At 63.8% G+C, this 25,720-nt stretch carries 24 protein-coding genes and 2 pseudogenes; all 26 read left to right on the forward strand.

What is annotated here, in order from left to right:
• The first annotated feature begins 4 nt into the window (after positions 1–4).
• The 26 genes and pseudogenes from DACI_RS20895 to DACI_RS21020 all read left to right on the forward strand — a co-directional run bounded on the left by DACI_RS20895 (position 5) and on the right by DACI_RS21020 (position 25,697).
• Positions 5–565 carry a DUF2857 domain-containing protein gene (locus DACI_RS20895; RefSeq protein WP_008267477.1) on the forward strand — a complete coding sequence of 187 codons (561 nt, stop codon included), beginning with the start codon at positions 5–7 and terminating at the stop codon, positions 563–565.
• A 3-nt stretch (positions 566–568) separates the two neighbouring features.
• A complete protein-coding gene (locus tag DACI_RS20900; protein WP_012205956.1) occupies positions 569–1,813 on the forward strand; it encodes an STY4528 family pathogenicity island replication protein in 1,245 nt (414 codons plus the stop codon).
• 317 nt (positions 1,814–2,130) lie between these two features.
• Positions 2,131–2,931 (forward strand): PFL_4669 family integrating conjugative element protein, encoded by an 801-nt coding sequence (locus tag DACI_RS20905; RefSeq protein WP_012205957.1) that lies wholly within the window; start codon positions 2,131–2,133, stop codon positions 2,929–2,931.
• Complete coding sequence (locus DACI_RS20910) at positions 2,928–3,455, forward strand: DUF3158 family protein (RefSeq protein WP_012205958.1); 528 nt, start codon at positions 2,928–2,930, stop codon at positions 3,453–3,455. Before DACI_RS20905 ends, DACI_RS20910 begins: the two co-directional genes overlap by 4 nt.
• Before the next feature lie 73 nt (positions 3,456–3,528).
• A complete protein-coding gene (locus tag DACI_RS20915; RefSeq protein ID WP_012205959.1) occupies positions 3,529–3,969 on the forward strand; it encodes a single-stranded DNA-binding protein in 441 nt (146 codons plus the stop codon).
• 269 nt (positions 3,970–4,238) lie between these two features.
• Positions 4,239–6,251 carry a DNA topoisomerase III gene (locus DACI_RS20920; RefSeq protein WP_012205960.1) on the forward strand — a complete coding sequence of 671 codons (2,013 nt, stop codon included), beginning with the start codon at positions 4,239–4,241 and terminating at the stop codon, positions 6,249–6,251.
• A gap of 538 nt (positions 6,252–6,789) precedes the next feature.
• A pseudogene (locus DACI_RS20925) lies at positions 6,790–7,020 on the forward strand (hypothetical protein); the annotation flags it as partial.
• 329 nt (positions 7,021–7,349) lie between these two features.
• The gene (locus DACI_RS20930; RefSeq protein WP_003158617.1) at positions 7,350–7,562 is read left to right on the forward strand and encodes a hypothetical protein; all 213 of its coding nucleotides are present in this window, start codon (positions 7,350–7,352) and stop codon (positions 7,560–7,562) included.
• A 21-nt stretch (positions 7,563–7,583) separates the two neighbouring features.
• Positions 7,584–7,976, forward strand: a complete 393-nt coding sequence (locus DACI_RS20935) for a hypothetical protein (RefSeq protein ID WP_012205962.1) — start codon at positions 7,584–7,586, stop codon at positions 7,974–7,976.
• Positions 7,977–8,188: 212 nt separating this feature from the next.
• The gene (locus tag DACI_RS20940; protein WP_012205963.1) at positions 8,189–8,926 is read left to right on the forward strand and encodes a DUF5983 family protein; all 738 of its coding nucleotides are present in this window, start codon (positions 8,189–8,191) and stop codon (positions 8,924–8,926) included.
• A gap of 94 nt (positions 8,927–9,020) precedes the next feature.
• Positions 9,021–9,299, forward strand: a complete 279-nt coding sequence (locus DACI_RS20945; protein ID WP_012205964.1) for a hypothetical protein — start codon at positions 9,021–9,023, stop codon at positions 9,297–9,299.
• Positions 9,300–9,579: 280 nt separating this feature from the next.
• The gene (locus DACI_RS20950) at positions 9,580–10,392 is read left to right on the forward strand and encodes a hypothetical protein (protein WP_012205965.1); all 813 of its coding nucleotides are present in this window, start codon (positions 9,580–9,582) and stop codon (positions 10,390–10,392) included.
• 378 nt (positions 10,393–10,770) lie between these two features.
• The gene (locus tag DACI_RS20955) at positions 10,771–11,685 is read left to right on the forward strand and encodes a DUF3577 domain-containing protein (RefSeq protein ID WP_012205966.1); all 915 of its coding nucleotides are present in this window, start codon (positions 10,771–10,773) and stop codon (positions 11,683–11,685) included.
• Positions 11,686–11,835: 150 nt separating this feature from the next.
• The gene (locus DACI_RS20960) at positions 11,836–12,663 is read left to right on the forward strand and encodes a DUF932 domain-containing protein (protein ID WP_012205967.1); all 828 of its coding nucleotides are present in this window, start codon (positions 11,836–11,838) and stop codon (positions 12,661–12,663) included.
• Positions 12,664–12,758: 95 nt separating this feature from the next.
• Positions 12,759–13,457 (forward strand): DUF3275 family protein, encoded by a 699-nt coding sequence (locus tag DACI_RS20965; RefSeq protein WP_012205968.1) that lies wholly within the window; start codon positions 12,759–12,761, stop codon positions 13,455–13,457.
• 142 nt (positions 13,458–13,599) lie between these two features.
• Positions 13,600–13,959, forward strand: coding sequence for a hypothetical protein (locus tag DACI_RS20970; RefSeq protein ID WP_449757697.1), 360 nt, complete (start codon positions 13,600–13,602; stop codon positions 13,957–13,959).
• 86 nt (positions 13,960–14,045) lie between these two features.
• Positions 14,046–15,815, forward strand: a pseudogene (locus tag DACI_RS20975) (helicase-related protein); the annotation flags it as partial.
• Positions 15,816–15,987: 172 nt separating this feature from the next.
• A complete protein-coding gene (locus DACI_RS20980; protein WP_012205971.1) occupies positions 15,988–17,790 on the forward strand; it encodes an ATP-dependent nuclease in 1,803 nt (600 codons plus the stop codon).
• Positions 17,787–19,508, forward strand: coding sequence for a UvrD-helicase domain-containing protein (locus DACI_RS20985; protein ID WP_071543045.1), 1,722 nt, complete (start codon positions 17,787–17,789; stop codon positions 19,506–19,508). The genes DACI_RS20980 and DACI_RS20985 overlap by 4 nt, the downstream gene beginning before the upstream one ends.
• Positions 19,509–19,650: 142 nt before the next feature.
• Positions 19,651–20,229 carry a PFGI-1 class ICE element type IV pilus protein PilL2 gene (gene pilL2 / locus DACI_RS20990; protein ID WP_012205973.1) on the forward strand — a complete coding sequence of 193 codons (579 nt, stop codon included), beginning with the start codon at positions 19,651–19,653 and terminating at the stop codon, positions 20,227–20,229.
• Entirely contained in the window at positions 20,226–20,867 is a 642-nt protein-coding gene (locus DACI_RS20995) for a hypothetical protein (protein ID WP_012205974.1), read from the forward strand. Before pilL2 ends, DACI_RS20995 begins: the two co-directional genes overlap by 4 nt.
• Positions 20,868–20,881: 14 nt before the next feature.
• On the forward strand, positions 20,882–21,619 hold the full coding sequence (locus DACI_RS21000; protein WP_012205975.1) for a TIGR03759 family integrating conjugative element protein: 738 nt from the start codon (positions 20,882–20,884) through the stop codon (positions 21,617–21,619).
• Positions 21,601–22,206 (forward strand): transglycosylase SLT domain-containing protein, encoded by a 606-nt coding sequence (locus tag DACI_RS21005; RefSeq protein ID WP_012205976.1) that lies wholly within the window; start codon positions 21,601–21,603, stop codon positions 22,204–22,206. Before DACI_RS21000 ends, DACI_RS21005 begins: the two co-directional genes overlap by 19 nt.
• On the forward strand, positions 22,203–22,751 hold the full coding sequence (locus tag DACI_RS21010) for an integrating conjugative element protein (RefSeq protein WP_012205977.1): 549 nt from the start codon (positions 22,203–22,205) through the stop codon (positions 22,749–22,751). The genes DACI_RS21005 and DACI_RS21010 overlap by 4 nt, the downstream gene beginning before the upstream one ends.
• A 4-nt stretch (positions 22,752–22,755) precedes the next feature.
• A complete protein-coding gene (traD, locus tag DACI_RS21015) occupies positions 22,756–24,939 on the forward strand; it encodes a type IV conjugative transfer system coupling protein TraD (RefSeq protein ID WP_012205978.1) in 2,184 nt (727 codons plus the stop codon).
• Positions 24,936–25,697 (forward strand): TIGR03747 family integrating conjugative element membrane protein, encoded by a 762-nt coding sequence (locus DACI_RS21020; RefSeq protein WP_012205979.1) that lies wholly within the window; start codon positions 24,936–24,938, stop codon positions 25,695–25,697. The genes traD and DACI_RS21020 overlap by 4 nt, the downstream gene beginning before the upstream one ends.
• Positions 25,698–25,720 lie beyond the last annotated feature (23 nt).

Raw genomic sequence — 25,720 nt, forward strand, 5'->3', positions numbered from 1 at the left:
CAGCATGTCCACAGCACACCCACTCAACCAGGCTGTCATCGCCCAGGCCCTCTATGACCTGCGCAATGGGCAACTGCGCCGCTGCAAGCTGATGGGGTTTGGCGAGGCAGAGCTGGACGCCCTCAAGCATCCCGCGCTGATCAGCGTGCTGGCCAACGCCAACGTCTCCTGGTGCTCAGTGACGGTCAACCGCGAAGTGCTGCGGCGGCTGCTCCAGCAGGCGCAGGATGTGGAGAAGGAAATCGCCACAGTCGATCGCATGCTCAGGCTGGGCGCGAGCACGGAGATGGTCAGCAAGTTCTATGGCTTGACGCATCAGGAAGTGGCTCTTCGCCGTGAAATCCTTGGTCTGCCCAAACGGAAGGGTCGGCACCCCGTGCTGGACGAGGAGCAGGACACGGAGCTGTGGCGGCAATGGAAGGCCGTGACCAACAGCAGGACCGTCGATCTCGAAGACGAAACTTCCATCCTCGATGCCGCCATGGACTTGGCCGAAGGCATGTCGCTGCCTCTGTCGGTGGTCTGGGCCTCGATCAAGAGCTGGGTCGATCAGGGACTGGCTTGAGTCATGGCCGTGGACGACACCGCACCACGAGCCCTACGCCAAGGCCCCATCGCACTCGCAGAGCTGTTCGATGCTGCGCTAAAAGACCTTGTGCCCAAGCCCGCCCCCAGCGCACCTGCGTCTACACCGGCACAGTCGCCCACGCCCACCTCCGGCGATGCTTTCCTGTTCAGTGGCAACCGGCACGAGACGGTGCCACGCAAGTTGTTCCTCGACCGTCGCTTGACGCCGCTGGAACGAAACGCCTGGCAAGTGTTCCGGCTGATGCTCAACGACGATGGCGTAACCGCATTTCCCACCTACGAGCAGTTGCGGCCCTGGCTGGCGTCCATGCCCTGCGCAGGCCAGGCCTCGCATGAAACCGTGGCACGGGCGCTGACACTGATGCGCCTGTCTCGCTGGCTGAGCCTGGTTCGGCGACGGCGTGACCCCAAAACCGGCCGCATCCTCGGCAATCTGTACGTGCTGCACGACGAACCCTTGACACCGTTCGAGGCCATGCAGCTCGACCCGGACTACCTGCAACTCGTCAGCCAGGCGCTCGGCCATTCTGCCAAGGCCGTGCAGATCGTGGGCCTGCACACGCTCAAGGAAATCGGTGAAGACCCATTACTGGCCGGACGCACCCTCCCGTCACGGTTGCAGGTGATGGCCGAACGTCTCGCCAAGCAGGACCTCACGGCCAGCGATAGTTATCCACAGGAAGACGCCATTCACGACTCCGAAGAAGGGGCTCCGAGCCTTCTTCGGAATGGCGAACGCCCCTCTACGGATTCCGAAGCAGGGTCGAAACCCGCGCCAGACGTCTCTCTTCGGAATCCGAAGCAGGCCCGTACAGTACGTAGTAGTTGTATTAATGAAATACGTACTACTGCGCAGGCGCGCGCGCTGGGCGATCTGCAATGGCCCAAGCGCTTTGCGCAACTGAAGGCGGAACAGCAGGCGGGTGCCAAGGTGGCATTGCAGCAGGTTGATGCCTCGCTGAGGCAGGACGTGCTGGACGAATGGGCCGCGCGTTGTAGCAACCACGGCATCCGCAATCCCGCAGGGTATCTGTTCGGCATCATCCAGCGGGCCATCCACGGTGAGTTCAATGCCTGGGCAAAGAAAGACCCGCCACCGGCACCCACTCAACCAAACGAACGGCCACCACCCGCACCGCCGGCCCAAACGCAGGGTAAGCCGGTGCCACCAGAAGTCGCCAGGCAGCACATCGAGCGGCTTCGAGATCTGCTCGCCAGCAAGTGAGCAGGCTGGCAAGGCGGTGAAGTGGACACCCATGGATGCCAATAGAGCTATCCCCTGGGGATAGTTCCACCGTTGGGGCGGATGCTGTGCAGTCGCAGACCTGACATCGAACATCTGCCGCAGCAGCGGCGTTGCCCGTCCTGATCCCGACGTGCAGCGTTCGTTGGCGCTCCATGGAGCTATCCCCTGGGGATAGCTCGCGCCGCATGCGGCCACCACGCGCTGAACCGGGGTCTGGCTGGTTTCGGTTTGTTGACTGACTGCCTTCCGCTTCCTGCCGAAGCTGACCGCTCCTTTTCCCACAACGAGCGGACACCATGGCAACCAATGAACCTCTGCAACTGAATCTCGGCTCCCTGCGCAGCGCGATGTCGCTGACGCTTCACACGCACCACGCCTCGCGCATCTGGCATGGCCGTGCCGCCGCCGAGGGGCGACCGGGCATCGTCGGCCTGAACGGCTACATCGCCCAAATGAACAAGATGCGGCGCGGTTCGGAGCAGGACGACCCGTACTCGGATTGGTGGATGCTGCGCATCGAGGCCAAGCTCGACCAGACCAAGACCACGCTGCAATCGCTGCGCGAGCAGGTGGATCAGGCACTGGCGAGCGTGCCGCCGGCACTCAGCCTGGGCGAGAACCTTAACGTGCAGCCCGTCAAGTTGCCGCTGTTCGTCAATGCGCAGCTCGGCTTTGCCGCCGTCTATCTGCTGGCCGACTACGACGACATCGCCCGCAAACTGATCCTCGCCCACCACACGGCGCTCATCGACCGCAGCACCTTGGAGCGCTGGCTTAACGAGGGCGCCCATGCACTGCGCAGCCTGTTTTCGCTGGCCCAGCAATACCGCTATTCGGGCTGCACGCGCGACGATTTCGTGTCAAAGAACGCCGCAGCACGGGCGGCGTTGGAGAAATTCGGCGAACTGCCCCAGGACGTGCTGGAAGGCACGCGCCGCTCGAAGTTCGCGCCGCCCATCGTGCGCCGTGGCCTGCAACAGCGTGCTCAGAGTCCTGCTGCAGCGCCTGCCCCCAACGACGCGGCCACCACCGACGAGCCCGCCACTGACGCAGCACCCGAAGTCAGCGCCGGCGAGGTCGAGGACGAGCAGGCATGAGCGATCCGAACCGCGAACCCCGCTACTTCCAGGGCCTGCAACAGGCAGCCTTCATGAAGCTGGAACACGCTGCCTCTCTAAAAGGCCTTTTAAAGCCTTTTAAGGGTAAGGGGGATCTTGAGACCTGGGCCAGTCAGTGTTTCGCCATGCGCGACGAGTTGATTGACATGGCGCAGCGGCAGGTGCTGCAACAGGCAGTCGGGCATCCCTTCCACCTACTGCCCGTGGAGTTGGCCCAGCAGACCACGGGCGCAGGCACGGCGTTTTTGCGCTGGCGCAAGCACGACCGCTCAGCCATGGGCGTAGCCCTGTGGCAGGAATTGATGGCGAGCACCGGCACGCCGGTCAACCTGCTGGCCGAGCTGCACGCGATCGAGCTTCAACGCATCACGCTGAACATGCAGATCAGCCTGTTGCACACCTTGGGCAGGCAGGCCCAGGAGTGCGCCAGCAAGGCCGCCAAGGCGGAGGACGCCTACCTGCGACGGCTCAAGTCCATCCCACCTGGAGTGCGTGATCGGTGATGGCATCGGACACCCCAGTACGCGCCCGACGCCGACGCGGCACGGGTATTTCAACCACCATGGAGATTGCAACATGAGCACGCATTTTTGGGGTGAAGGCAACATTGGCTCACCGCCCGAGTACCGGGAGTTCCCCAACGGCAACGACGAGCCGCGGCGCTTGCTGCGGCTGAACGTGTACTTCGACAACCCCGTTCCCACCAAAGGCGGCGACTTCGAGGATCGCGGCGGTTTCTGGGCACCGGTGGAAATCTGGCACCGTGACGTCGCACACTGGAAGGATCTGTACCAGAAAGGCATGCGCGTGCTGGTCGTCGGACGCATGGAGCGCGAACCCTGGACGGACAATGAGGATCAGCCGCGCGAAACCTGGCAGATCAACGCGCGCAGCGTCGGCATCCTGCCGTTTCGCATCGAGTCCGTGACCCTCAGCCCGAAGCCGCAGGATGCGGAGGCAAAGTCCCAGGCCGCCCAGGAACCGGCTGCGCCAAAAGAGCCGCGGCGTAGGAAGTGACCCGGTATGAGCCGGCCACTGTTCGCCGCTCCATGCACCCGCGAGCTATCCCCAGGGGATAGCTCCATCAACGTCCACCGGCTTCCACGCGCTCCCGAAAATCGCGGCTCCCGGCCCGCACCCCCCGGCTGCACGCCATCTCCACCCCAGCCATTCCATCCCGTGAAAGAGGTCGCCACCGCTCGCGACTTGTTTGCTGCTGCCCTTGGCGGTGCTCGGCATCCTCGATTCCAGCAACTCAATGAACCACGGAAATCGGATGGACGGACATGCGGCTGTTCTTGTGCGAGAAGCCCTCCCAGGGCAAGGATATTGGCCGGATTCTCGGCGCGACGCAGCGCGGTGAAGGCTGCCTCAGCGGCTCCGGCGTCACGATTACCTGGTGCATCGGCCATCTCGTAGAAGCGGCAGCACCCGAAGTCTATGACGCGGCGCTCAAGCGCTGGTCACTGGAGCAGTTGCCCATCATTCCCCAGCAGTGGCGGGTCGAGGTCAAACCCAAGACCGCCACGCAATTCAAGGTCGTCAAGGCGCTTCTGGCGAAGGCGACCCATCTCGTCATCGCCACCGATGCCGACCGCGAGGGCGAGCTGATCGCCCGCGAGATCATCGACCTGTGCGGCTACCGTGGTCCCATCGAGCGCTTGTGGCTGTCGGCGCTCAACGATGCGTCGATCCGCACCGCGCTCGGCAAGCTGCGACCGTCGTCCGATACGCTGCCGATGTATTACTCGGCGCTGGCGCGTTCGCGGGCAGACTGGCTCGTGGGCATGAACCTCAGCCGTCTTTTCACGCTGCTCGGGCGGCAGGCGGGCTACGACGGCGTGCTGTCGGTCGGACGTGTCCAGACCCCGACCCTGAAGCTGGTCGTTGATCGCGACCGCGAAATCGCGGCTTTCAAGTCGGCGCCGTTCTGGGCCATCGACGTGTCTCTGTCCACAGAGGGTCAGGCTTTCTCCGCGCAGTGGGTTGCGCCCGACGGCTGCACCGACGACGCCGGTCGTTGCCTGCAACAGCCGGTCGCCCAGCAGGCGGCGCTGCAGATTCGCGTCGCGGACAACACCCAGGTGGTGTCGGTCGAGACCGAGCGCGTGCGCGAAGGCCCGCCACTGTTGTTCGACCTGAGCACCTTGCAGGAGGTCTGTTCCAAGCAGCTCGGGCTGGACGTGCAGGAGACATTGCAGATCGCCCAGGCCCTGTACGAGACGCACAAGGCCACGACCTACCCGCGCTCGGACTCCGGCTATCTGCCCGAAAGCATGTTCGCCGAGGTGCCCGCCGTCCTGGACAGCCTGCTCAAGACCGATCCGTCGCTGCGCCCGATCATGAGCCAGCTCGACCGCTCCCAGCGTTCGCGTGCATGGAACGACGGCAAGGTCACGGCGCACCACGGCATCATTCCGACGCTCGAACCCGCGAACCTCTCTCCTCTGAGCGAGAAGGAACTGGCGGTGTACCGGCTGATCCGGGCGCATTACCTGGCGCAGTTCCTCCCGCACCACGAGTTCGACCGTACCGTGGCTGAGTTTTCCTGCGGCCAGCAGATGCTGGTGGCCACCGGTAAACAGGTGGTCGTCAAAGGCTGGCGTCTGGTGCTGGCCGAACCGCAAGCGGATGAGGACGGCGACGACGCGGCGCGCAGCCAGGTGCTGCCCCCGCTGCGTGGGGGCCTGGCGTGCCAGGTGGCTGAGGTCGAGATCAAGGCGCTCAAGACGATGCCGCCCAAGCCCTACACCCAGGGCGAACTGGTCAAGTCGATGAAGGGCATTGCGCGCTTCGTGACCGACCCGCGCCTGAAGCAGAAGCTCAAAGACACGACGGGCATCGGCACCGAGGCGACGCGGGCCAACATCATCAGCGTGCTGATCGCCCGTGGCTACATCGTGAAGAAGGGGCGCTCCATTCGCGCATCGGATGCGGCGTTCACGCTGATCGACGCCGTGCCCGCAGCGATTGCAGACCCCGGCACGACGGCAGTGTGGGAGCAGGCGCTCGACATGATCGAGGCGGGACAGCTCACCCTGGACGTATTCCTCAGCAAGCAGGCCGCCTGGATTTCGCAGTTGATCGCGCAGTACGGCAGCATGTCCCTGTCCATCAAGCTTCCCCATGGGCCAGCATGTCCGCAGTGCGGCGCAGCGACGCGCCAGCGCACCGGCAAGAGCGGCCCATTCTGGTCGTGCAGTCGCTACCCCGACTGCAAAGGCACGCTGCCGGTCGAATCCGGTACGCCCAAGCGTGGCGCTTCGCGCTCGCGTAGCAGCGGCCGCAAAGGCGCCTGACTGACTCCGTTTCCCGTGGGCCGCGCCCTGTTTCAAAGGCGTGGCCCGTGTCCCGCACGCCCCTGCGGGTCGCCCAGCGCGCAACACCTTCTTGTCCGTGTGCGCGTCCCGCCCAGCCGTCCCCGGCTGCGGGACCTGAAGGTAGCTTTTCCGCGAACCGTCTCCCGCGTGTTCTGCTGGTCTGTGTTTCTCCCGCCCACTGCGAAGGGTCCCCCGATGGCTTACCAGGCAGCGCGAGCCACCCGGAGACCCTTTGTGGTCAGCGGTATTCGGTGCCGGTGCCCACCGGCGCAAAAACGGGCTCCCTTTGTGCGCGGATGTGCGCCAGACGATGCCGGCCCCAGCCACGACATGGGCCGGGTGTGATTGCTGATGAGCAGACGGTTCTAGCGACGACCGGGCCTGCAACAGCCCACGGGTGGTTATTTCCTCCCGAGCCGAAGGTCAGCGAGCCTTCGGCATCTTCATCTCGCCGATCAACGTTCCGAGCCAACGGCCGGCCACAGCAACAGGAAACCGACGCATGCAACAACCGGAGAAAGTACGAGCCGCGTTCGAGCGCGACCTTGGCAACAAGGTGCTGTTCATCAAGGGCGGCAAACTGCTGTTCATCGATGGCATCAATCTCAAGGCCATCGCCGACCGTAAGGCGTATTTCGCTTCGCTGCGTGCGCGGCAGGCGCAACCCATTGTGGTCCTGGCCGAACTGGGACAGGACGAGGCATTCGCCCTGTGGAAGCAGCATGTCCTGGGCGACACGACCGAGTGAGCCAACGCACCCACGCCCCCCCTGACAGCCCGCACTCGATGCGGGTTTTCTGTCTCTGCGCCCATCAATCCGGGCTGGGCCGAATGTCGTTTTCCAACTGACGCAGCGCGGCCCCCGGACGAAGCTGCCCGCATGTTCGCTGATTCGTCAGCACATGCCAGCAGCCATGGGTTCCAGGCTGCCGTGGGTTCTTCCCGCGTAACCCGCCAGTCCGTATCGCATCAAGTCTGCGGACACGCGTCCCCGTGACGCCGATGCTTTTTATCCACCGCGTGCGGGAGCTGCCATCCCGTGAGGGACAAGGCCCCGCTTTTCCAAGGAGCCTACCCATGTCCCACAAAGCCTCTTTCGGCCAGTTGGCCTTGACCTATTGCGGCAAGTTCCTGCCGCTCGAAGTCCTGCAAAGCGCCGCCGGCCACTACATCGGCACGCGCGATACCGAAGGTCCCGTTTCGCGGGAATCGCACGAGTACTTCCGCAGCCATGCGGCGGCTCAACGTGCCCTCGAAAGAGGCGGCTGGTCCCAGCTCGCCATTCCCTGATCCAACTGGAGGAATCACGCCATGAATCAACTGCTGCCGCAGGAAGTCGTCGATCAGATCATGCGGGAAGAGCAGCATTTCGCTGCCGCGCCCCAAGCCTTCTTCGAGGCATGGAAGCGTGGTGCCGAGATCGCTGGCCCCGAATGGTTCGGCGACGGCACCCGTGACGGCCTGAACCAGGCCAAAAGCAAGTGGGATCTGCGTCCCAACATGCTGCGGCTCAACGATGCCCTCGGTGTCCTGAGCAGCGGGCAACGCATGTTTCTGTCCGCCATGGTCAGCTTCTACAACGCGCACGAGGGCGGTGCCATGCTCAAACGCTGCCATTTCCACGGGCTGTCGGACTTCGACGGTCTCGACTTGGAACGCCGCAAGGTCATTGCCGACTTGATGCTGAACTACAGCGGCTGGTGAGCCCGTTTCCGGCACACCCCCGTCTTTTCGTTCCCCACGAGGGACATGCGCCCACACAGCCATGTCCCTCGATTTCCTTTCCGTTGCCCAGCGTAAAGCGGCTGAATCAAAGCCAACGATCAGCGCCGACTGACGCATTTTCCCCTTTCAACCCACCGGGTCCAATTCCCGGTGGCGGGAATTGGCTCCATTATTCAATCTGGAGAGTTCCCATGTCCCAGAATCCCAATCCCTTTCTCCGTGGCTACTGGAATTTGAAGATCGTCCGCACGCTGTCCATCAGCTACGAGGACGGAATTCCGCATGTCTGGCGAAACATCCACCCGAGCCAACAACATCTTTCCGACGAGGAATTGATTTCATCGTCCTGCATCGTCACCAGCGATTTTGCGGTGGTCACGAACGGCTCTGAACCTGTGAGTGCCGAAGCACTGGCCGAATGCGATGCCGATGAAGGCGTTAACGGCGAAGGCGTGATCGGTGCCGTGGTCTATGCCATTCATGGCGAGGACTTCGACGGCCGCCTGATCCACGTCGGTGACAGCTATTCGGTCGAAGCCGCGCGGGAAGTTGTGCAGCGCCTGAGTTTCGAGACCGGCTACTACAGCCGATGCTGGGAGATCAGCAGCGCGCACATCAGCCAGGAAACCGGCCAGTACCTCGCCAACCTGGCGGACCTTGCCACGCCGGAGGCCTTTTTGTTCATCGCCTTTCGGGTTCCGTACAGCCCGGCGATCGGCGTCAAGCTGATCTCCACGCCCTGGACGGACAAGAACCTGGAGCACGCCGAGGGCATCACCGCCGAGCAGCTTCGGCAGGAGCACCGCAGCAAGGGCATGCCCGCCGACCTGGCGAACATCCTGGAGCTGGCTGGCCAGGCCGATGTGCGCATCCTCATCCTCGACGCTGACGCGCCCGTGTTGCTGGGCCTGCCGCTGGCCGAGCCCTAGCAAACACACCACGCGCCCACCTTCCTCTTTGCCCTCCATGCCAGCCCGTCTCCTTTCTGGGAGCCGGGCTGGTCCAATTCCATAGGAGCACTTTATGTTCCCCGACCTCATCTCGCCCGCACGCGACTTCGAGCATCAGCTTGGAGCCTGCGTCAACGCCATGGGCCAGGACGACGCCATCGGCCAGATCCTGGTATTCGAGCGCTTGAGCGGCATGCTGCACATGCGCCATATCGCCAGCGCCGATCTGGCAGACACCGACATTGATGCCTACGAAATGGTCGTCTTCGACGGCGGCAATACCGGCGGCGACTCGTGGAAGCACGTGTTCTTTCCACGTCAGCGCGAACACTACTTCGTGTACCAAGTCTGACCACCCAGCCGCTTTCGAGGGGCCTTTTCTTGTCGCGGCGCAGGAAAGCGGGTGCGGCGCGGTGCGGTTTCCTGAGCGCAGGCCGCTCACTCAAGGGCCATCTTTACCCCATGTTCGTCGGCGTTGCCGACACATGCCCAGGCAGCCAAGACCTTCAAGGCTGCAAGCGCGGGAAACCGTGCTGGTTGTTTCTTTCTACGGACGCATCGCGCCCATCCACCCACAAGGGACCTCTCCCTTGCGGGCGGGGAATCCCTTGTTCTTCCTCAAGGAGATTCACATGGATCGCTCTCTTATCAAGACCCTGATGCCTTCGCTGGTCGCAGGCCATGTGCCCCGCAACGTGCGGTCGTTCAAGTACCGCGTGTTCGATGATCAGCCACAGTCCTCGACACTGGGCTTTGTCATTGATCCCCAGCCCTTCGACGGCAAGGTGGTCGCAGCCAGCGAAGACGCCATCGTCGTCAAGCTCAAGCCCAGCGAGTTCGCGGTACTCGATCCCAACCTGGTGACCACCGTTCCCAGCGAGGGCACCAAGGTGCATGTCCAACCCTATGCCCGTCGTCGTTTCGACGGTCTGCGTGCGGACACGCCAGAAGAGCGCACCGAGATGATGTCCGACGGCACGCCCTACACCGTCAAGACACACATCCTCGGCTCCGCGCCGGCCAAGTTGCCCATTCCCGAGCCGCAGTGCATGGAACTGGGTCAGCTCATCGAGCAGTTGGAGGAAATGCCGGCGCCCGACGGGTTCCGGCGCATCACCCACATGCTGGTCGATGCGGGCGCCCACGACTTCACCTGGGTCGATCCGACGCCGTCCAGGATCATCGAAACGCCTCCGGCGATCAGTTTCACGGTTTCGACCGCGAAGTTCGCCGGCCAGGTGACGATCCTCTACCAGCCCGGCAGCGATACCTATGCGGTGGAGCTGCGCCGCGACGGCGAGTTGGTCGATCGGCACGACGAGGTGTATTTCGACATGCTCGGCGAAGTGCTGGAGCGACTCATAGACGACGGGCGCTGGCGCCTGATCGACGTGAGCGTGATCGGCGCGGAGACGTCCCGACGGCGCCGCGCTGTACCGGCGTGACACCACGAAAAGTACCAGGCGACATGCCCCCACAGGCTCTCCCTCCATTCGGAAGGAGGGCCTTTTTTCTGCCGTGGGAGATTTCATCAAAGGGAAACGATCGGATACCGATTGATGGCTGCCTCGCGCGCGAGGCCTGGCCATGCTGAGCCCATGCCTGCTGACGTTGTCAGCGACATGCCAGGCAACCATCGGTCTTCGAGGTTGCGGCGCAGTTCCCACTGCGTGACCGAGCCAGCTCGCACCGCATCCATCCGCGAGCGGCCACCAGTCTCTGGTGGTGGATGCTTTCGCCTTATCAACCCATCGCGGGGTTACGCACCTTTCCCCGCTGCGTGGGGCCGGTGTGTCTCCGCTTCATCCCTATGGAGATTCACCATGAGCACCACGTCCAACGAGAAATCGTATTTCGACCTCCACACCTCGGGCATCGGTTACATCCAGCGTGCCCGTGAAGTGCCTGTTCGGGGCGGCCGCCGTGCGCAGCCTTTCCTGGCATGCACCATCGCCGCGCTGGTCGGTTCCGCAAAGGATCCCAGCTATCGCTATTTCGACGTCAAGGTCTCGGGTGCCGAGGCCAAGAAGCTGGTCGAGCGCTACATCGGCGTTGACGATCCCAAGCAGCGCCCACTGGTGCGCTTTCGCCTCGGCGACCTGTGGGGCGATGCGTATATCCGCGACAAGGGTGAGCAGAAAGGCCAAGCCGCCGCGTCCCTCAAGGCGCGACTGCTCAAGGCCGAGCCGCTTGACCGGGCCGAACTGGCTTCGATCAGGCAGCACGAGCTGGTCACCCGCGGCATCGGCTACCTCAGCCGTCCGAAGGACGTCACACCCAAAGATGGCGACCCGTTCCTCTCTTGCACCGTCGCCGCTCTGGCCGGGCCTGTCGATGAACCGGAGTATCGGTACTTCGACAGCATCGTCACCACCCCTGAAGCCGAGCATCTGGTTCGCCGGTGCGTGCAGGCCATCGAAGGGGACTGCAAGGTGCTGATCGCTTTCCGTCTCAACGACATGAAGATCGATCCGTACATCCGCACCAAGGGTGAGCGCGCTGGGGAACCGGCCGCAAGCCTGGATTCGACACTGATCCACATCGGCCTGATCAAGATCGACGGCACCAAGGTCTATCCGACGAGCCCCGCGCAAGCAGATTCGCCGCCGGCCCAGGACGCTCCCGCGCCCGAAGCCGAGGACGCCGCCCCCGCTGCAGATCAGCCTGCCGAGCCCGCCGAGTGCGAGCCCGAAGGTGAAGTCGAGGAGCAGGAGCCGGCATTGGCTGCTTCGTTCTGATCCGGCATGGCCCCTCATGGGGCCTTGCCGCTTCTCCTTGCTGCATCTGCAGCGTCCTCCATCCGCATAGCGCGCTCGCGCATTTCTTCCCCCGAGTTCCGCGTGGTCAGACGGCCGCGCGGTTGTCGCATTTTTCACAGGAGAACAGCCATGTCTCTGGCATCCCGTTTTGCTCCGCAGTCCCCGATCCTGCGCTCAGATCGCCCGCTCTCGGACGACCGCATTCGCGCCATTGCTCCATCAATCTTCGCCGACGCTCCGCATGGGAGCCGATCCGAGCGGTATGCCTACATACCGACCTCGACCGTGCTCGCCAAGCTGCGCCAGGAGGGTTTCGAGCCCTTCATGGTGTGCCAGACGCGCGTGCGCAACGAGGATCGGCGCGAGCACACCAAGCATCTCATCCGACTTCGCCATGCCAGCCAGATCAACGGCGACGAGGCGAACGAGATCATCCTGCTCAACAGCCACGACGGCACGAGCAGTTACCAGATGCTGGCAGGCATGTTCAGATTCGTCTGCCACAACGGCCTGGTCTGCGGCGATACCACCGCCGACATCCGTGTCCCGCACAAGGGGGATGTGGCCAGCCAGGTGATCGAAGGCGCCTACGAAGTCCTTGAAGGCTTCGAGCGCGTGAAGGACTCGCGCGATGCGATGCGCACCATCACCCTCGATGAGGGCGAAGCAGAAATCTTCGCGCACTCAGCGCTGGCACTCAAGTACGACGATCCTGCCAAGCCGACGCCTGTCACGGAGCGTCAACTGCTCGCGCCCAGGCGCTGGGACGACCGCAGGGATGACCTGTGGGCCGTCTTCAACCGTGTCCAAGAGAACCTCGTCAAGGGGGGCCTGAATGGACGCTCGGCCAATGGCCGCAATCAGCGCACCCGCCCGGTGCAAGGCATCGACCAGAACCTGCGCCTGAACCGGGCGTTGTGGCTCCTGGCCGAAGGCATGCGCCAGCTCAAGGCGTGATGCCAAGTGGACCTTGCCCACCTCGGGCGAGGTTCATTTCCTCTCATCCACCGGCTGCCACCAGCCGTCCGTCATTCATCATCAGGAGTACCACCATGACAGCCAAATCGGCACCCGAGCAATCGGTTTCGCCCATCATCGTCCCCGGCCAGCTCACGCTGCGTACCATCCGCGGCAAGAACGGCCCCTTCACGGTCGGACGCCTCGCCACGCACCTTGGTACGTTCGAGGTCAAGGACCCGGAGCTGGAGCAATACCCCGAAGGCAAGTACGACGGGGAGTTCATCATCAGGTACATCTTCCCGAAGTCCTACCCGGTCGGTGGCGGCATGCGCTTCGAGATCCGCGCCAGCCTGGACGGAATGACGCTCTACGACATCGACAAACTGAGCCGTGACGAAGCACGCAGCTTCGCCACCCAGGACCTCGATCCACTTGATGAAGAGCTGGGCGCACAGCCTGCAACAACACCGGCAACACCGGCCAAGCCCAGCAAAACCTCCAGGCCCGCCAAGCCCGCACCCGTACAGGCATCCACAGACCCGCTGGTCGATACCACGCCCTTCGGCGTGGATGCGCCGACGCCCGCTGCGGCAACTGCTCCCTGCAGTACCGAAGATGGCGACGCCGCGCTGTTCAGCTTGCTCTGGCCGCTGGGCGAGTCCGTGAAACTGGATTCGACCATCGACCGCCGCACCCTGCGCGCGCAGATCGTCCGCCTGGGCGAACTGGGCTACGCGCTGGACTTCAAGACGCAGGAGTGGAGCCGCCAGGCCGAACTGCAACCTGCGTAGTACTGGGCACCGCATCTGCGGTGTGCTTCATCCACCCGCCGGGGGTCTTCCCCACCGGGGAGGCTTCTGGCTCAATTTTTCCAGGAGGCCTCTCATGGGCTGGTATTTCTCACCCCAATCGCGGTCTGAACTGATCGCGGAGTTGATCGCACCGCAAGAGACCGAACGCGCCAGCGTGAAGGTCATCGCCCACGCGCTGCGTGGCAACGTCCTCTGGTCTGTTGTGCAAGTGACGGCCAAGGCCGAAGGCGTACACCGTGATCTCGCACCGGGCCAGTCCCTGTGCACCATCCGCTGCGATCTGCTGGAACGCAGCGGCGGCCAGTGGGGCTATAAGCCACTGGACGAATCCATGCACCCGTACTACTACTCGTGCCCGCTGTCCTATCTGAACCTCGCACCGGAGCAATCCGCCGACTGGCGTGCAGGCGTTCGCGCCTACCACGCGCGGCGGCGCACATCCAAGGAAGCCACAGCTCCAGCTACGGCGCTGACGGTCTGAGTCAGGGACGCCTTTTTTCCACCCCAAGGGGCAGTGCTTGCCCCCTGCGGGCGATGCTGTTCCCGTTCATCCGAGGACACCACCATGTGCAGCCCACGGGCCAGGAGTTTTTCATCCTGGGGCGCGTCAGGATGCGGATGGGGTTCCACTGGAAACCTGTCTTCACCCAGCGGCGCACCCGCCACGGCGACGTGGCAGCCTGCCCGGACTGCGGCACACTCATCACCGACCTCGACGGCGAGCCGGTCAACCCGGTCGCGCTCGAAGCCGAGGAGTCCCGCAGGAAGTGCAGCCACTGCGCCGCGCCCCTGTGGACGCTGATCCGCCCGCGTAGCCTGTCCGGCAGCGACCAGTCCTCGGTCGTCCTCAAAGCCTTGAAGCGCATCCCGACCATCGGGGAAGTCACTGCACAGAAGCTGATGCAGAAGTTCGGTGACGGCTTCCTGGCCTCGATGCTGGGCGACAACATCCATGAGTTCATCAACCTCATGGATGGCAACGGCGAGCTGGTGTTTTCCGACCGTCAGGCCACGCGCATGGAACGTGCGATGGCCAACATGGAGTTTGGCTTTGGCGAAGGCGGCTACCAACCGTCCGAGTTCATCAAACGCTACCTACCGCAAGGCACGTTCGACCTGCTCATCGCCGACGAGGCGCACGAGTACAAGAACGGTGGCAGTGCCCAGGGCCAGGCCATGGGCGTGCTGGCGGCGAAGGCTCGCAAGACCTTGCTGCTGACCGGCACGCTGATGGGCGGCTACGGCGATGATCTGTTCTACCTGCTGTTCCGGGCACTGCCCGGACGGATGATCGAAGACGGCTACCGCCCGACCACGAGCGGCAGCATGACCTCGGCTGCGATGGCATTCATGCGCGATCACGGCGTCCTCAAGGACATCTACTCCGAGAGCGCCGGCACGGCGCACAAGACAGCCAAAGGCACCAAGGTATCGGTGCGCACGGTCAAGGCTCCCGGCTTCGGCCCGAAAGGCGTCTTGCGCTGCATCCTGCCGTTTACGATTTTCCTCAAGCTCAAGGACATCGGTGGCAACGTCCTGCCGCCGTATGACGAGGAGTTTCGTGAAGTCCAGATGGACGTGGCGCAAGCTGCGGCCTACCGCGATCTGGCGGGTCGGCTGACCGCAGAACTGAAACAGGCTCTGGCGCGACGCGATACGACCTTGCTGGGGGTGGTGCTCAACGTGCTATTGGCCTGGCCGGATTGCTGCTTCCGGTCGGAGACCGTGGTGCATCCGCGCACGCGCAACACCTTGGCGTTTGTCCCGGCTCAGTTCAATGAGTTCGAGATCAGCCCCAAGGAGCGCGAGCTGATCGACATCTGCAAAGCGGAGAAGGAACAGGGGCGCAAGGTTCTGGCCTACACGGTCTATACCGGAACGCGCGACACCACGTCACGCCTGAAGGGGCTGCTGGAGCAGGAAGGATTCAAGGTGGCGGTACTGCGCGCAAGCGTGGATGCCAGCCGCCGCGAGGACTGGATCGCCGAGCAACTGGACCGGGGCATCGACGTGCTCGTCACCAATCCCGAGCTGGTCAAGACGGGGCTGGACCTGCTGGAGTTCCCGACGATTGTGTTCATGCAAAGTGGCTACAACGTGTACTCGCTCCAACAGGCAGCACGCCGCTCCTGGCGCATTGGGCAGAAACAGCCCGTGCGCGTGATCTACCTCGGCTACGCCGGTTCCTCGCAGATGACCTGCCTGGAACTGATGGCCAAGAAGATCATGGTCTCGCAGTCCACCTCGGGCGATGTGCCCGAATCGGGGCTGGATGTTCTGAACCAGGACGGTGATTCCGTCGAGGTCGCACTGGCTCGGCAGTTGGTCGCTACCTAATTTCCACGCCATCGCCGGCCTAGCGCCGCCGGCTTTCTGTTCTTCCCACCTTGCAGCCACGTCCCGCAGTCTCCGCAGGACGTGGCTGCGTCCTTTCAGATTCAGTGTGGACTCTCTTTGGAGAAACGATTGGTTACTGGCTAAACTCACATGAGCAGAATCGGGGGAGCCAATGCAGATTGCAAAAGTCAAGGTCGAAAAGTTTCGTGGGATTGAATCCGGCATCGTGACGCTGTCAGGCCACAGCGTATTTCTCGGTGACAACAACGTCGGGAAGTCAACGCTGCTGGAGGCCATAGATCTCGTCCTCGGCCCGGAACGGCTCTCCCGAAGACCCGTCATCGACGAGCACGACTTCCACGCCGGGCGCTACCTGGATGAAGAGGGAGATCCGGTTCTCATTCGGATTGAAGTTATCGTCAGTGACCTGTCCGCCGAGCAGCAGCGACACTTTCGTGACCACATCGAGTGGTGGTCCGCCACGGAAAAGACGCTACTCGTAGGCCCGCCCCCGGAAGGCACGGATGCGTCAGACGTGTCGGCCGCGCTGCGGGTGTTTTTCGAGGGTCGCTACGACAAGGAAGAAGACGACTTCACGGGCAATACTTTCTTCGCGACCCCAGTGCTAGCTGAAGGTACTCACCCAACTTTCAAAACGACCGACAAGCGCAAGTGCGGCTTCCTGTACCTCCGGACGCTGAGGACAGGGGCGCGGGCATTGAGCCTGGAGCGCGGGTCGTTGCTTGATGTCATCCTCAGGCTTCAAGACAAGCGCGTGACGATGTGGGAAGACCTGCTGAACGAGTTGCGCAAACTCCCCGTGGCCGATAAGCCGGAACTCGGCATCGCCCCGCTCTTGAAGGACGTCCAGGACGCTGTTCGCCGATTCGTTCCTTCTGACTGGGCAGAGGAACCTCACATGCGCGTGTCGGATCTCACTAGAGAGGCCCTGCGCAAGGATTTGACCGTTTTCATGGGCACCGGCGCGAAGCGTCCGGACGGCAGCACCTATTGCGCGCCATATCACCATCAGGGCACCGGCACGATCAATACACTGGTGCTGGCGCTGCTATCCATCATCGCGGGCCTGAAGCAGAACGTCATCTTCGCGATGGAGGAGCCCGAGATCGCCCTTCCGCCACATACCCAGAAGCGCATCGTTAACAGCGTGCGCGAGACGTCGGCACAGGCGCTTTTCACGTCGCACTCGCCCTATGTGCTCGAAGAATTCGCGCCGTCCGAGATGCATGTGCTGCGGCGTGACGGGGGCAAGCTTTCTGCGATGCTGGCGACATACCCACCAGCGGTCAAGCCCAAGGCATACAAGGCAGAGTTCAGGGCCCGCTTCTGTGAAGCGCTGCTTGCCCGATATGTACTTGTTGTCGAAGGTCGAACGGAGTTCGATGCGATACCTGCAGCGGCGCGCCGGCTTAACGACTTGAACCCCACAGAATACAAGACGCTTGAGGCCCTGGGGGTGGCCGTCATCGATGCGCAAACCGATGCGCAGGTTGCGCCTCTCGGCAAGTTCTTTAGAGACTTGGGCAAGACGGTCTTTGCTGTGTTCGACAAGCAGGAACCAGCCGCTTCCGCTGCCATCAAGGCCGCCGTGCACCACTCATTTGAATCTGCCGAGAAAGGTTTCGAGAACGTAGTGCTGCACCACACCGCGGAGGCAGCCCTTCGTCGATATGCGCTCAGCCTCGTCGCGGAGAACGCGTGGCCGAACCATCTGATCGCCAAAACTCCTAACGCCGCCCAGACCGTGGAGCAAATTCGCGACGCATTGCGGCAATTCTTTGGCTGGGCCAAGGGAAGCGGCGATGCCGGCGACTTGCTCGGGTGCTGCACCGAGGCGGAGATGCCGCAGTATGTCCGGGACACGCTGCGGGTGATCCACATCACCGTCGAACCTCCGCCGCTGCCACCCGTGCCGTCAGCGGCGGCAGCACCGTTCGATGACGAAGAGTTATGACGGTCGAACAAGACTGGACACCGCAGAAGAGGGACTTTCTGCAAAGCACGGGGCACGTGCTCGCCATGGGTGGTCCAGGCTCCGGAAAGACGCATGTCGCCCTGGTCAAAGCCAGGGACGAGATTCGATCAGCAAAGCTCCTATCAGGCCAGCGCATCCTGTTTCTCAGCTTCGCGAGGCCCACAGTGGCACGGGTCCTTGAGAAAGCCAAGGAACTCATCACCGCGGATGATCTGAGACTTCTAGATGTCAACACCTATCACGGCTTCGCATGGAGCGTTCTGCGAAGTCATGGCTATCTGCTCAGCAACGGAAAGCCGCTCCAGCTCCTACCACCTCCCGAGGGCTCCGCGCGCTTGGCTCACTTTGCCAAGGAGCAGCATCACCAGGAGAAGTTGCGCCTTTTCCATGAAGAGGGGCTGCTCCACTTCGACCTCTTCGCCCAGTTGACGGCTGAACTGCTGCGCCGCAGCCGGCGGCTGGCAGGTATCTACACAGCGACCTACCCGATACTCGTCGTGGACGAGTTCCAGGACACGAACGCCGACGAATGGGCGATGGTCCGCGAGCTTGGACGCGGCTGCAGGATCATTGCCTTGGCCGACCCCGACCAGCGTATTTACGAATTCCGCGGCGCCGATCCTCAGCGGCTCAAGGAATTCGTGGACCAGTTCGACCCCTTGCCAGTCGAGTTTGAAGGGGAGAATCATCGCAGTGCCGGAACCGACATCGCAACGTACGGTTCAGACTTGCTCACCGGGAAAAACAAGGGCGCCGTCTATGCCAATGTGTCGGTGGTCGAGTACGGCGTGTACTACGGAAGGGGTCCGCATTTCCATGCGAAGGCCCAGCTCATCCAGGCAATCAAGCGACTTCGCAAGGAGCCGGCCTGGTCCATCGCAGTGCTCGTCCCATCCAAGGCCTTCATGCTTCAAGTGTCCGACTACCTCTCCGCGGAGTCCGATGGCATGCCCAACCTTCGCCACGAGGTGGCGATGGACGCGGAATCCCCGGCGCTTGCGGCAAACGTCATCGCCACGCTAATGGAAGGAGGCCCTTCGGAGCTTCTGGCTGCGCGGCTACTCTCCGCCTTACATACCCACATCCGGGGCCGCAGTGGCACCAAACGCCCTGCGCAGGCGGAACTCGACATGGCCGACGCCATCGACCAATACTTGGTCTCCGGAAAGATCCGCGGCAAGAATCGCCAAGCGTTGATCAGCGAGTGCGCGCGCCTAGCAGCGCTTCGCCAGGACGTCGTATTCACCGGCCATCCTGAAGAAGACTGGTTGACTGCGCGGGGGCTTCTCGCGACGTCTGCCGTTGGCCAACTGTCGCGCGTTGCCGCTGATGCCAAGTATCTCCGCCTGCTTCACAAGGGCTCAAACCTGCGGGCGTCTTTGTCAGAGCTTTGGAGATCCCAAGGACAGTATGTCGGCGCTATCGAAGCTGTCCGGGGCGCTTTGCTGCAGGAGCATTTCACAGCAGCCGCCAAGGAATGGCGTGGAGTTCATCTCATGACCATTCACAAAGCAAAGGGTAAGGAGTTTGACGAGGTACTGATTTACGAAGGGCGATATGCTGGACGAATTGTGCCTGCGAATGCAGATACTTCTCGTCAAAGCCAAGCCCTTTTGGCACTGCGGGTCGCAGTCACAAGAGCTATGAAGAGAGCAACAATCCTGACGCCATCGGGAGACCGCAGCATTTTTTTGTAATCAGCTGGTAGCGAGTACTGTCCAAATCAGCACGGTCTTCGCATGTTTCTGAAAAAGCGGTCGTCCATCAGTCCGCATTCCTAGCTGACCGCTCAACGGCGCTCCGCCAAGGTATCGGCATCGCAACAGAAGAGCCGATGCCATGCCCGCAATCCCTGTATCCCGGCGTCTGGTCGGCGCTGGTCTCCTGGCCGCAGCGCTGGCCAGCGGCTGCGCGACCACCACCGCGCCGCTGGTGCCAGACGCCATAGAAGGCGTCTCCTCCGCTCCCGAACCCGAGGCACCCGAGTTCATTCCCGTCGTGCGCTATGGCCGCTACACGCTGGTCGAGCTGGCACCCACGGCGGCGCAGCGTGACTTGCTGTTGCAGACCATCGACGTGTCCATGCCCGAGGATGCCCGCGCCACGGTGGGCGATGGGCTGCGGCATGTGCTCAAACGCAGTGGCTACCAGCTTTGCGAGACGCCCAGCGCCGTGACCGAGTTGTATGCGCTGCCGCTGCCGGCGGCGCACCGGCATCTTGGCCCCATGACCTTGCGCGATGCGCTGCTCACCCTGGCCGGCCCGGCCTGGGAACTGCATGCGGATGAACGGGCACGGCAGATTTGCTTTGAGCAGCCTGGAGGCAGTGCGACCGCCGAGCACGCACACGAGCCGCCTGTTGCCGAGGCGGTGCAGACGTTTCCGCTGATGCCTTCGGTTTCGGGAGGCCAGCCATGAATACCGCGCAGGCTCCCCGGCGCCCGATCTCCGCCGTGGTGTTGCAGAGCCTAATGTGGCTCTGGCTGATCAGCCTCAGCGTTTTCGCTGCCCTGAGCTACCAGACCATGAACGACCAGGCCGACCAGACGCTGCTTGATTCCCGCCTGCAACGTCTCGAAGCGCAGGCGGTGGGCCTGGCCGAGACCATTGAGGCCATCCAGCAGCGTCCAGTCGTCGCAACAGCGGCAGACCTCAAAGATACCCGCGAACGCCTGGAAGCACGCGCCGCCCAGGTCGAGACAACGCTGAGCGGCTATGCCGCTGCCGAAGACCTTCAGGCGCTTCGTGCGGAAGTCGAGCAGATCAAGGCACGCCCAAGCGCCCTGCGTGCCGCAGCGCCCGCCCAGCCGCGCTCACCGAGCAGGCCCACCGCCAAACCAGAACCGCCGCCACTGCCGTTCCGCATCGTCGGCGCCGAACTTCGCGCCGGCCAGCGCAGCCTGTCCGTCACACCGAATAACGGGAACTTCACGCCCGACCAGCTTCAAGTGCTGCTTCCCGGCGATGCCGTCGGCCCGTGGCGCCTGCAGGCAGTCGAGGGCAACACTGCGGTGTTCCAGGCCGGCGACCAGACCCGTCGCATGGCGATTCCTTGAGCGGAGCGCACGACATGAAACCGTCGATCATCCTTTCCGCGCTCCTGCTCGCGTCTGCCCAGTTGCCCGCCTGGGCGCAGCAGCCGGCCACGGCTCCCGCCGGCAGTGCGCACAGCCAGGAGCGCCCGCTGGTTACTCGCTCCCTGGACGACCGAGTGGCAGGCGACTGGGGCCTGCAACCGCAGGAGTGGGCTCGCTATCGCGAGCTGATGGACGGGCCGTTGGGCATCTACTCGCCCAACCTGGACCCACTGTCCGCCCTGGGCATCGAGGCGCGCACCGACGAGGAACGGCGCCGCTACGCAGAGCTGCAGGTGCAGGTCGAGGCGCGCCGTATCGAGAAGCTGCTCGCCTACCAGCGTGCCTACGACCAGGCCTGGCAGCGCCTGAGTCCCGGCATGCAGCGGGTGAACCTGCCTGACGAAAAACCCGGCGCCGGCACAAGCGCCAATCCCTTGCGCGGTTCAGGCCGCACGGCCGTGTTCGTCAAGGACGGCTGCGCGGCCTGCGGGCAACTCGTGCAGCGCCTGCAATCCTCCGGCACCGAGTTCGACCTGTACATGGTCGGCAGCCGCCAAGACGACACGCGCATCCGCGACTGGGCCAAGCGTGCGAACGTCGATCCGGCGCGCGTGCGCAGCGGTGGCATCACGCTCAACCATGATGGCGGGCGGTGGCTGTCGCTGAGCTTGCCCGGAGACCTTCCTGCGGTCGTGCGCGAGGTGAACGGTCAATGGCAGCGCCAGCCATAGCGGCCACCTCCGTTTCGCAGTGCTTGCGCGCACTGGTGATCGCGGCGGGCCTGTGCGCCTGCGCCGCCCATGCCCAGGAGCTTCCGCCACCGGCTTACCAGCTTGCCGCACAGCGCGCGGGCATCCCCTCGACGGTGCTCTACGCCGTGGCTTTGCAGGAAAGCGGCATCCGCCGCAACGGGCGCATCGTCCCGTGGCCGTGGTCCCTCAACGTCGCCGGTCAGTCGCGCCGCTTCACCACCCGTGCCGACGCCTGCGCTGGTTTGCAGCAGGCAATGCGCGCCACGCCGCACACACGCATCGACGCGGGCCTGGGCCAGATCAACCTCGGCTACCACCAGCAGCGCTACGCCAGCCCGTGCGACCTGCTCGACCCATACAGCAACCTCGCCATCGCCGCTGAAATCCTGAAAGAGCAGCACACCTCGGGCGAGGACTGGTTGCCGGCGATCGGTCGCTACCACCGTCCTGCGGGCGGAGAACCTGCGGCTCGTTACCGGCGCAGCGTGTCGCGCCACCTTGCCCGTGTGCAGGGCACACACCCAACCGCCGCGGCCATCGCCGTGCACCAGGAGAGCACCCCATGAAAACATGCCATTTGACCCATCTCACACTGAAGGGCCTGCTCGTGCTGCTGGCGGCTCTGCCACTGGCCTCGCGCGCCGGAGAGCCCCTGATCGTCGTCGAAGACCGTGGCGGCACGTCGGCGCTGCCGTACTACGAGGCTCTGAACCTTCAGCCGCGCGCCAATGCTCCGGCCGGGCCGCCCATCCCGATGCTCCCGGTGCCCGCCACGCCCATGGATGAGGCCGCGATGTTGCCGGTGCGCAGTGCCAAGCTCACGCCTGGCACCGTCGCGCGGCGCGTGATCGAGGCACCGGGCCTGCGGCCTTTCGTAGTCGTCGGCGACGACGAAGCTTCCCACGCCTGGCTGCTTCGCCAGGCGGGCTCGCTGCGCGAGCGCGGCGCGGTGGGCCTGGTGGTTAACGTCGAGACCATGCAGGGCCTGGCACGGCTGCGCGCCCTGGTGCCCGGCGTGCCCCTTGCGCCTGTGGCCGGTGACGACCTGGCCGAGCGCCTGGGTCTGCGGCATTACCCGGTGCTGATCACAGCCACCGGCATCGAGCAATGAAGCCATGTCGGGGAAACAGCCGGTCGAGGTTCTGCTGCGCCCAGCGGTGGAGTTCTATACCGTCGCGGCGTGTGCAGGCGCCGCGTTTCTGTCCCTGGTGGCCCCGTGGTCGCTCGCGCTGAGCCCCGCCATGGGCGTCGGCAGTGCGCTGGCGTTCTGCATCTACGGTGCCATCCGCTACCGCGATGCCCGCGTCATCCTGCGCTACCGACGCAACATTCGCCGCTTGCCGCGCTATGTGATGACCAGCAAGGACGTGCCGGTCAGCCAGCAGCGTCTGTTCGTGGGACGCGGATTTCTGTGGGAGCAGAAACATACCCATCGGCTGATGCAGACATACAGACCGGAATTTCGCCGCTACGTCGAGCTGACGCCGGCCTACCGGCTGGCGCGCAGGCTGGAGGAACGGCTGGAGTTCGCGCCATTCCCGCTGTCCCGGCTACCTGCGCTCACGGGCTGGGATGTGCCTTTCAACCCGGTGCGCCCGCTGCCGCCTGTGGGCGGCCTGCCGCGCCTGCACGGCATCGAACCCGATGAGGTGGACGTCAGCCTACCGCTGGGTGAGCGCGTCGGGCATTCGCTGGTGCTGGGCACCACGCGCGTGGGCAAGACGCGGTTGGCCGAGTTGTTCGTGACTCAGGACATCCGGCGCAAGAACGCCGACGGCGAGCACGAGGTCGTCATCGTCATCGACCCCAAGGGCGACGCCGATCTTTTGAAGCGAGTGTACGTCGAGGCCAAGCGCGCGGGGCGCGAGGGCGAGTTCTATGTCTTCCACTTGGGCTGGCCCGACATTTCCGCGCGCTACAACGCTGTGGGCCGCTTTGGGCGCATCAGCGAGGTGGCCACCCGTGTTGCAGGGCAGCTCTCCGGGGAAGGCAACAGCGCGGCATTTCGCGAGTTTGCGTGGCGCTTCGTCAACATCATCGCCCGCGCCCTGGTGGAACTGGGGCAGCGCCCGGACTACATGCTGATCCAGCGCCATGTGATCAACATCGACGCGCTGTTCATCGAGTACGCCCAACACTACTTCGCCAAGACCGAGCCCAAGGCCTGGGAGGTCATCGTCCAGATCGAGGCCAAGCTCAACGAGAAGAACATCCCGCGCAACATGATCGGGCGCGAAAAGCGCGTGGTGGCGCTGGAGCAGTACCTCTCGCAGGCGCGCAACTACGACCCGGTGCTCGACGGCCTGCGCTCGGCAGTGCGCTACGACAAGACCTACTTCGACAAGATCGTCGCATCGCTGCTGCCGCTGCTGGAGAAGCTCACCAGCGGCAAGATCGCCCAGCTTCTGGCCCCGAACTACTCCGACCTGGCCGACCCACGCCCGATCTTCGATTGGATGCAGGTCATCCGAAAGCGCGCCGTGGTCTATGTCGGCCTCGATGCGCTGTCCGACGCCGAGGTCGCCGCCGCAGTCGGCAATTCCATGTTCTCCGACCTGGTTTCGGTCGCCGGCCACATCTACAAGCACGGGATCGACGACGGCCTGCCGGGCGCATCGGCTGGCTCGCGCGTGCCGATCAACGTCCATGCCGATGAGTTCAACGAGTTGATGGGCGACGAGTTCATCCCGCTGATCAACAAGGGCGGCGGCGCTGGCCTGCAAGTCACCGCGTACACACAGACGCTCTCGGACATCGAAGCACGCATTGGCAACCGCGCGAAGGCCGGTCAGGTGATCGGCAACTTCAACAACCTGTTCATGCTGCGCGTGCGCGAGACGGCTACCGCTGAATTGCTGACCCGGCAATTGCCGAAGGTCGAGGTCTATACGACCACCATCGTCAGCGGCGCGACCGACAGCTCCGATATTCGTGGAGCGACAGACTTTACGTCAAACACCCAAGACCGCATCAGCATGTCCAGCGTGCCGATGATCGAGCCATCGCACATCGTCGGCCTGCCCAAAGGCCAGTGCTTCGCGCTGCTGCAGGGCGGTCAGCTTTGGAAGGTGCGTATGCCGTTGCCGGCGCCAGACCCGGATGAAGTGATGCCGGCGGACTTGCAGCAACTGGCCGGGCACATGCGCCAGAGCTACAGCGAGGCCACGCAGTGGTGGGAGTTCACCAGCTCCCCGGTCTTGCAGGACGCGGCCTTGCCGGACGATCTGCTCGATGAGACGGCCATCGCCACACCCACCACCGGCACGGGCGACACGGCCAGCGAAGAGGCCGCGCCATGAGCGATGCCGCCTCGACTGCGCAGCGCGAGCAGAACCGCCGCCAGGGCTTGATCGTCGGCACCATCACCTTGCCGCTCCGGCTGCTCGGGGTGCTGGTCGGCTCGCTGCTGTTCTCGATCCTGATGGAGTGCATCGGCATGCACCTGTTCTGGAAAGACCAGGGCTGGCAGCACTCCCAGCAAATGTTGCAGTACGAGCTGGGGCACCTGTCCAAGCATTTCACGCGCAGCGTGGTCGTGCAGGAGCCGGGGCGAACGGCGCACGAGCTGGTGGACACGGGTTATGAATGGGTGTTCGTGCGATCAGGGCTCCTGGAGCGCATGAGCCAGACCGCCGAGCGCGCCCGCGCGCCCAGCCAGGGGAAAAACCAGGACGGAGGGCGCAACTTCCGCTACTTCATCAGCCAGGTCTATGTCTGGACGGAGAGCTACCTGATCGCCGCAGCCTTCACGACGCTTACTTTCCTCGTGCGCCTGCTGGTCCTGGCGCTCACGCTGCCGCTGATCTTCACGGCCGCTTTCGTCGGCCTGATCGACGGTTTGGTACGGCGGGATGTGCGCCGGTTCGGCGCAGGCCGGGAATCCGGCTTTATCTATCACCGAGCGAAAGCGAGCCTGATGCCGCTGGCCGTGCTGCCCTGGGTCACGTACCTGGCGCTGCCGATCTCGGTGCATCCGCTGCTGATCCTGCTGCCCAGCGCCGGCTTGCTGGGGCTGGCCGTGAGCCTGACTGCAGGGAGCTTCAAGAAGTACCTCTAGGCCATCAATCCGGTCATCCGCAG

This window comes from Delftia acidovorans SPH-1 (genome assembly GCF_000018665.1).
Classification (GTDB): domain Bacteria; phylum Pseudomonadota; class Gammaproteobacteria; order Burkholderiales; family Burkholderiaceae_C; genus Comamonas; species Comamonas acidovorans.